The sequence below is a fragment of the Ferrovum myxofaciens genome, assembly GCF_000735045.1.
Taxonomy (GTDB): Bacteria; Pseudomonadota; Gammaproteobacteria; order Burkholderiales; family Ferrovaceae; genus Ferrovum; species Ferrovum myxofaciens.
Genome location: NZ_JPOQ01000463.1, coordinates 1 through 310, shown reverse-complemented (window position 1 = coordinate 310; position 310 = coordinate 1). Strand labels below are relative to the sequence as shown.

At 54.5% G+C, this 310-nt stretch carries 1 pseudogene; it reads left to right on the top strand.

Going from position 1 to position 310, the window contains the following annotated elements:
* Positions 1–19: 19 nt before the first annotated feature.
* Positions 20–310 (top strand): annotated as a pseudogene (locus IV91_RS0114590) (transposase); the annotation flags it as partial.

Below are 310 nucleotides of genomic sequence, written 5' to 3'. Positions count from 1 at the left end.
CCGCCGCTTGCAACGTGCCATGGACAGGTCTAAACGTGCCACGAACCCGCTCTGTTTTAACGCGAACGGGACGTGGAAAAAAGGCCAGAAGTTCACACCATCGAAACGTTACACGGCAATCCGCACTGAGTATGCGGAAGTGGAACGCAAGCTGGCGGCTGAGCGCAAACGCGCCCATGGTGAACTTGCCAACCAGATTCTCGGGCTGGGTAATGTTGTCCAGTCCGAAACCCTGTCTTACCTCGCCTTCCAGAAGAATTATGGCAAGAGCGTGAAAGTCAGAGCACCCGGAATGTTCGTCGAACAATTG